General features: G+C 37.7%; 7 protein-coding genes. All 7 read left to right on the forward strand.

What is annotated here, in order from left to right:
• Positions 1-93 precede the first annotated feature (93 nt).
• The gene (locus tag NE257_RS02980) at positions 94-270 is read left to right on the forward strand and encodes a hypothetical protein (RefSeq protein ID WP_251854402.1); all 177 of its coding nucleotides are present in this window, start codon (positions 94-96) and stop codon (positions 268-270) included.
• 154 nt (positions 271-424) lie between these two features.
• A complete protein-coding gene (locus NE257_RS02985; protein ID WP_007208599.1) occupies positions 425-691 on the forward strand; it encodes a phosphocarrier protein HPr in 267 nt (88 codons plus the stop codon).
• Positions 691-2,418, forward strand: a complete 1,728-nt coding sequence (ptsP, locus tag NE257_RS02990) for a phosphoenolpyruvate--protein phosphotransferase (RefSeq protein WP_251885750.1) — start codon at positions 691-693, stop codon at positions 2,416-2,418. The genes NE257_RS02985 and ptsP overlap by 1 nt, the downstream gene beginning before the upstream one ends.
• A gap of 158 nt (positions 2,419-2,576) precedes the next feature.
• Positions 2,577-3,608, forward strand: a complete 1,032-nt coding sequence (locus NE257_RS02995; protein WP_251885751.1) for a glycosyltransferase family 4 protein — start codon at positions 2,577-2,579, stop codon at positions 3,606-3,608.
• A 16-nt stretch (positions 3,609-3,624) separates the two neighbouring features.
• Complete coding sequence (locus NE257_RS03000; protein WP_040366784.1) at positions 3,625-4,860, forward strand: glycosyltransferase family 4 protein; 1,236 nt, start codon at positions 3,625-3,627, stop codon at positions 4,858-4,860.
• Between the two features lie 67 nt (positions 4,861-4,927).
• On the forward strand, positions 4,928-5,803 hold the full coding sequence (locus tag NE257_RS03005) for an NAD(P)-dependent oxidoreductase (protein WP_251855287.1): 876 nt from the start codon (positions 4,928-4,930) through the stop codon (positions 5,801-5,803).
• Positions 5,804-5,890: 87 nt separating this feature from the next.
• Entirely contained in the window at positions 5,891-6,121 is a 231-nt protein-coding gene (locus NE257_RS03010; RefSeq protein ID WP_007208594.1) for a YkuJ family protein, read from the forward strand.
• Positions 6,122-6,155: the final 34 nt, after the last annotated feature.

Here is a 6,155-nt window from a genome sequence, read left to right on the forward strand (position 1 = left end):
AATTATACAAAAAAATAAAAAACTTTCAACAATTTGGTTTTTCACTATTCTTAATTATAATAAAAATATAAACTATAACATGAGGTGAGGAGTATGCGAGATTATAAACAAGAGCTTGAGGAATTGAGGCAAGGTAACTGTGTAGAGCTAGTCGTAAACCGAGAAGAGTTTTTAACATTTCGAGAAGTATGGCTGAAGGAAGAAGACCGAAATGCCTTTGTAGGTGAGGCTAGTTTGAATGGGCAGATTACGTATCGTTATAAAAAATAATGAATAATAGGAATATCCCAGTAAAACGGTTGTCTAAGAACGAAAAAAATGGTAATCTAAACAATTGAAGGGGTACTGTTTTCTTCTGAACAAACTCAGATGAGAGGAGCAAACTCTAAAAAAATTATTCGTTGAATGAAGGAGATTGATCATTATGGAAAAGAAAGATTTTCATGTAGTAGCTGAAACAGGAATCCATGCACGTCCTGCAACATTATTGGTGCAAACAGCAAGTAAATTTAATTCTGATGTTAACCTAGAATACAAAGGTAAATCAGTTAATTTAAAATCTATCATGGGTGTTATGTCTCTTGGTGTTGGTCAAGGTTCTGACGTGACTATTTCAGCTGAAGGTGCTGACGAAGCTGAAGCAATTGCAGCAATTACTGAAACAATGCAAAAGGAAGGTTTATCTGAATAATGGTTGAAAAGCTAAAAGGAATTGCGGCAAGTGATGGAGTAGCTGTTGCAAAAGCATACCTATTAGTTCAACCAGATTTATCATTTTCTAAAGTAAGTGTTTCTGACACAGATGCTGAAGAAAAACGTTTAGATGAAGCTTTAGCAAAGTCAACACAAGATTTGCAATTTATTCGTGATAAAGCTGCCAAGACTTTAGGCGAAGCCGAAGCACAGGTTTTTGATGCACACTTGATGGTGCTAAGTGATCCAGAATTAATTGGACAAATTAAACAAAACATTACTGATAACAAAGTAAATGCAGAGTCTGCACTCAAAGAAGTGACAGATATGTATATTTCTATGTTTGAAACAATGGATGACAACGCGTACATGCAAGAACGCGCAGCAGATATCCGCGACGTAACGAAGCGTATTTTGGCTCACTTGTTACAAGTAACGCTGCCAAATCCTTCAATGATTAATGAAGAAGTCGTTGTTATCGCGCATGATTTGACACCAAGTGATACGGCACAACTAGACCGTCAATATGTAAAAGCTTTTGTAACAGATATCGGTGGACGGACTTCTCACTCGGCTATTATGGCTCGTTCGTTAGAAATCCCTGCAATCGTAGGTACAAAAGAAATTACAGCGAAAGTTAAAGCTGATGAAATTGTGGCAGTAAACGGTATTACTGGAGATGTTATTGTCAAACCAACTGAAGAAGAAAAAGCAGAGTTTCTTAAAGCTGGCGAAGACTTCGCAGCACAAAAAGCTGAATGGGAAAAACTAAAACTTGCTAAAACTGTGACTGCAGATGGCAAGCATTTTGAATTAGCAGCCAATATTGGTACACCAAAAGATTTGACTGGTGTAAACAATAATGGTGCTGAAGCGGTTGGTTTGTACCGGACAGAATTTTTGTACATGGATTCTCCTGATTTTCCAACTGAAGACGACCAATACAACGCATATAAAGCAGTATTGGAAGGTATGGATGGCAAACCAGTTGTTGTTCGTACAATGGACATCGGTGGCGACAAAGAGCTACCTTATTTGAAATTACCACACGAAATGAACCCATTCTTAGGATACCGTGCGTTAAGAATTAGCTTGTCTTCATTAGGAGACGATATGTTCCGTACACAATTGCGTGCATTATTGCGTGCATCTGTGCATGGTAATTTACGCATTATGTTCCCAATGGTAGCAACTTTGAAAGAATTTAGAGCTGCAAAAGCATTGTACAACGAAGAGAAACAAAAACTCGTTGACGAAGGTGTTGCAGTCGCTGATGATATTCAAGTTGGTATTATGATTGAAATCCCTGCAGCAGCTGTTCTTGCGGATAAGTTTGCAAAAGAAGTTGATTTCTTCAGTATTGGAACGAATGACCTAATTCAATACACAATGGCTGCTGACCGAATGAACGAACAAGTTTCTTACTTGTATCAACCTTATAACCCTTCAATTTTACGCCTAATCAAACATGTTGTTGATTCTGCGCATGCTGAAGGTAAATGGGCTGGTATGTGTGGAGAGATGGCGGGCGATCAAACGGCGGTTCCATTATTAATGGGTATTGGCTTAGATGAGTTCTCTATGAGTGCTACTTCAATCTTGAAGACACGTAGCTTAATGAAAAAATTGGACACAACAAAAATGCAAGAGTTAGCAAATCGTGCCTTGAATGATTGTGATACAATGGAAGAAGTTGTCGCATTGGTTCAAGAGTACGCTGAATAGGCTAGTCTTAAGTGAGCTACATAGAAGGATATCCTTCTATGTAGCTCTTTTTTTGTTTCAGAATCATTAGCCCGAGCTATTTGAATGACACAAAGCTATGATATAATAGATAAAAATAGATTTGTTAACTAGCTGTTAGCTTGGAGAGAGGAACTCGCATGTTAAAAATCACTATGTTTTCGCGCGCTGATGAGGTCAAAGGGCAAGGAGTTGGCAGTGCCTATTTAGAGCTTGTTAAGATGTTGCGTAGAGAATTTCCGACTGAATTTAAAATAAAGATTAATTCTTGGAAAAAAGCAGATATTTCCCATTATCATACAGTGAATTTCCCCTTTTATTTGTCTACTTTTTTAAAAAAAGCTAGGGGAGTAAGAGTTGGTTATGTTCATTTTTTACCAGAGACACTAGAGGGAAGTATTGAATTATATAAACCATTCCAAAAAATTTTTAATTGGTATTTGCTTGATTTTTATCGACGGATGGATGAGTTGGTCGTCGTGAATCCAAGCTTTATCCCCGCATTATTGCGCACAGGATGCGACCAGGACAAGATCACCTATATTCCTAACTTTGTCTCACAAAGCGAGTTTTATGAAAAGACTGAAGAACAAAAAAATCAGATTCGCTCTCGATTAGGGTATGATGAAGGCGATATGGTCATTTTGGGTGTGGGTCAGATTCAAAAAAGAAAAGGACTGGACGATTTTATCCAACTTGCCAAAGACAACCCTCAATGGAAGTTTATTTGGGCGGGCGGTTTTTCATTCGGGAAGATTACAGACGGGTATGCTGACTATGAAAAAGTATATAAAAACCCACCTAAAAATTTGTTCTTTCCTGGAATTGTTGACCGTGAGACATTAGTTGATTATTATAATATTGCCACCATTTTTTTACTGCCTTCATATAACGAATTATTTCCAATGAGCATTTTAGAGGCCTTTAATTGCGGTACGCCGGTGATGGTAAGAGAGCTAGAGTTGTATCAATCAGTCATTGAAGGCTTTTATATTGGCTGTAAAGATCGAGCGGATATGCAACAAAAGATAGCTGTCTTGGATTCTGATCGTCCTAAATTGGCTCAGTGGCGTCAAGCATCTCAAAGAGCCGCTCAGAAATATTCTGAAAGGGCAGTTGCAAAGCTTTGGTATAACTATTATATGACTACCTATAAAAAATATCGTTCATAAGAGAGGAGTGCTATTCTTGAAAATTGGTTTCTTCACGGATACTTATTTTCCACAGGTGAGTGGAGTAGCGACATCCATTAAGACATTAAAAGACCAGCTAGAAGAGCATGGTCATCAAGTGTATATTTTTACGACTACTGACCCAAATGCTCCGCGATTTGATGAAGGAATTATTCGCATGCCGAGTGTGCCATTTGTCTCTTTCACCGATCGCCGTGTCGTTGTAAGAGGAATGTGGTATGCCTATTTGATAGCGAAAGAGCTTGAGCTAGATTTAATTCATACACACACTGAGTTTGGTGCTGGTATTTTAGGTAAAATGGTTGGTAAAAAAATGAAAATTCCTGTTGTTCATACGTATCACACGATGTATGAAGACTATTTGCATTATATTGCCAATGGAAAAGTTATACGACCAGCTCATGTCAAATATTTTTCTCGCTTGTTTGTGAATCATTCCAGTGGTGTGATTTGCCCTAGTGAAAGAGTCATTAAGACCTTAAAAGAGTATGGTGTATCGATCCCAATGCGAATTATTCCAACAGGTATTGAAATAGACAAATTTGAACGTCCAGATATCACACCTGAAATGTCACAAAAGACACGTAGGTCATTAGGGATTGATGAAAATCAGGTGATGTTGCTATCATTGAGTCGTTTGTCATATGAAAAAAATATTCAGGCAATAATCTATGGACTACCAGCTATTTTAAAAATGAAACCAAATGTGAAGTTAGTTATCGTGGGTGATGGACCATATCGCGAAGATTTAGAAGTTTTGGTCAAGCAGAAACAAGTCGAGAAGTTTGTCACTTTTGTCGGAGAAGTTCCGAATAATGAAGTAGCAATCTATTATCATGCAGCCGACTATTTTGTTAGTACGTCAACCTCTGAAACGCAAGGCTTGACGTACACGGAAGCGATGGCAGCTGGAACACAGCTGATCGTTGAAGGAAATGATTACCTAAATAATTTAATCAATTACGATTGCTTAGGAACTACCTTTGAGACCGATGAAGACTTTGCAAATGCAGTCATCAATTATGTAGATCAAAAGATAGCGATGGATCCCGCTATCTTAGCAAAGAAACTATATGAGATATCTGCTGAAAAATTCGGAGCGAAAATTATTGAATTTTATGAAGATTTGATTGCCCTAAATCAGTTGGAACGAGAAGAAAAGCAAGAAGAAGTTATCTTAAAAAAGATGAAAATGAAGTTACCAAGCTTAAAAAGATCATCTATCGATTAAAATATTCGCTTAAAATCACAAGGATAGCTTATACTAGACTTGTGATTTTTGATTGGAGGAATGAAAAATGAAACTTGGATTTATCGGTACTGGTGTAATGGGCCATGCTATGGTACAACATTTGCAAAATGCTGGGCATGAATTATATGTCTACAATCGTACTAAATCAAAAACTGATGATCTTGTAAACGATGGAGCGACTTGGTGTGACACCCCGACAGAAGTTGCTACGAATGCTGAGTTTGTTTTTTCAATGGTTGGCTATCCTAAAGATGTGGAAGAAATTTACTTTGGTGATAAAGGTTTATTTAAAGCGAATTTAGCAGGGAAAACACTTGTTGACTTTACGACAAGTACGCCGTCTCTAGCCGAAAAAATTTATCATGAAGCTCAAAAAGTGGGAGCGGCCAGCTTAGATGCTCCAGTTTCAGGCGGGGATTTAGGGGCCAAGAATGCGACCTTAACCATCATGGTAGGTGGTGGGAAAGAAACGTACGAGAAAGTTCTCCCATTTTTTGAAATTGTAGGTAAGACGTACTCCTTTCATGGTGGTGCAGGAAGCGGCCAGCATACAAAAATGGCGAATCAAATCATGATTGCAGGTACGATGACGGGAATGACTGAAATGCTTGTCTATGCCAATGCTGCAGGCTTGGATTTACCAAAAGTCATCCATACTCTTGGTGGCGGGAGTGCAGAAAATTGGTCGATGTTGAATTATGGGCCAAGAATTCTTAAAGAAGACTATTCACCAGGTTTCTTCGTAAAACACTTTATTAAAGATTTGAAAATAGCGCTCGATGAAGCCAAAGCGATGAATTTTGACTTACCTAGCACTTCCTTAGCAACAAGACTGTATGAACAATTAGCAGATCAAGGATTTGAAAATGATGGTACACAGGCTTTAATCAAACTTTGGTGGGAGAATGAAAAAAAATCTTAAAAAGATATTTTTTTTCCTGAAAACAAATGCAAGTTAACCTTGCTTCTGTTACAATGTAACAGAAGTAAGGAAAGGGAGGATTGCCGAATGAAGAGTTCGCAATTAGTCGCTATTATCAAACGTCTTGAAGCAATGGTCGAAGCACAAGATAATGAAGTTCAAGTACGACGTTTTGAAAAAGATGGCGTTGAAAAGTGCACAGTTACCTATGATCGTTCAACTGAAACATTTGAATTAACCGAAGCAGAATCAAATCAACCGTATCAATTTGATAACATTGATATTGTTGCTATGGAAATTTACGATTTAATCCAATAATCAAAAAGAGCAATAGTTGCTCTTTTTTTTATAA

It is taken from the genome of Enterococcus italicus (genome assembly GCF_023743875.1).
Taxonomy (GTDB): Bacteria; Bacillota; Bacilli; order Lactobacillales; family Enterococcaceae; genus Enterococcus_G; species Enterococcus_G italicus.

Excerpts from the sequence above, each read along its gene's own strand:
- NE257_RS03005 (WP_251855287.1), top strand. The coding sequence starts at position 4,928 with ATGAAACTTGGATTTATCGGTACTGGTGTAATGGGCCATGCTATGGTA.
- NE257_RS02980 (WP_251854402.1), top strand. The coding sequence starts at position 94 with ATGCGAGATTATAAACAAGAGCTTGAGGAATTGAGGCAAGGTAACTGT.
- NE257_RS02995 (WP_251885751.1), top strand. The coding sequence starts at position 2,577 with ATGTTAAAAATCACTATGTTTTCGCGCGCTGATGAGGTCAAAGGGCAA.
- NE257_RS02985 (WP_007208599.1), top strand. The coding sequence starts at position 425 with ATGGAAAAGAAAGATTTTCATGTAGTAGCTGAAACAGGAATCCATGCA.
- ptsP (WP_251885750.1), top strand. The coding sequence starts at position 691 with ATGGTTGAAAAGCTAAAAGGAATTGCGGCAAGTGATGGAGTAGCTGTT.
- NE257_RS03010 (WP_007208594.1), top strand. The coding sequence starts at position 5,891 with ATGAAGAGTTCGCAATTAGTCGCTATTATCAAACGTCTTGAAGCAATG.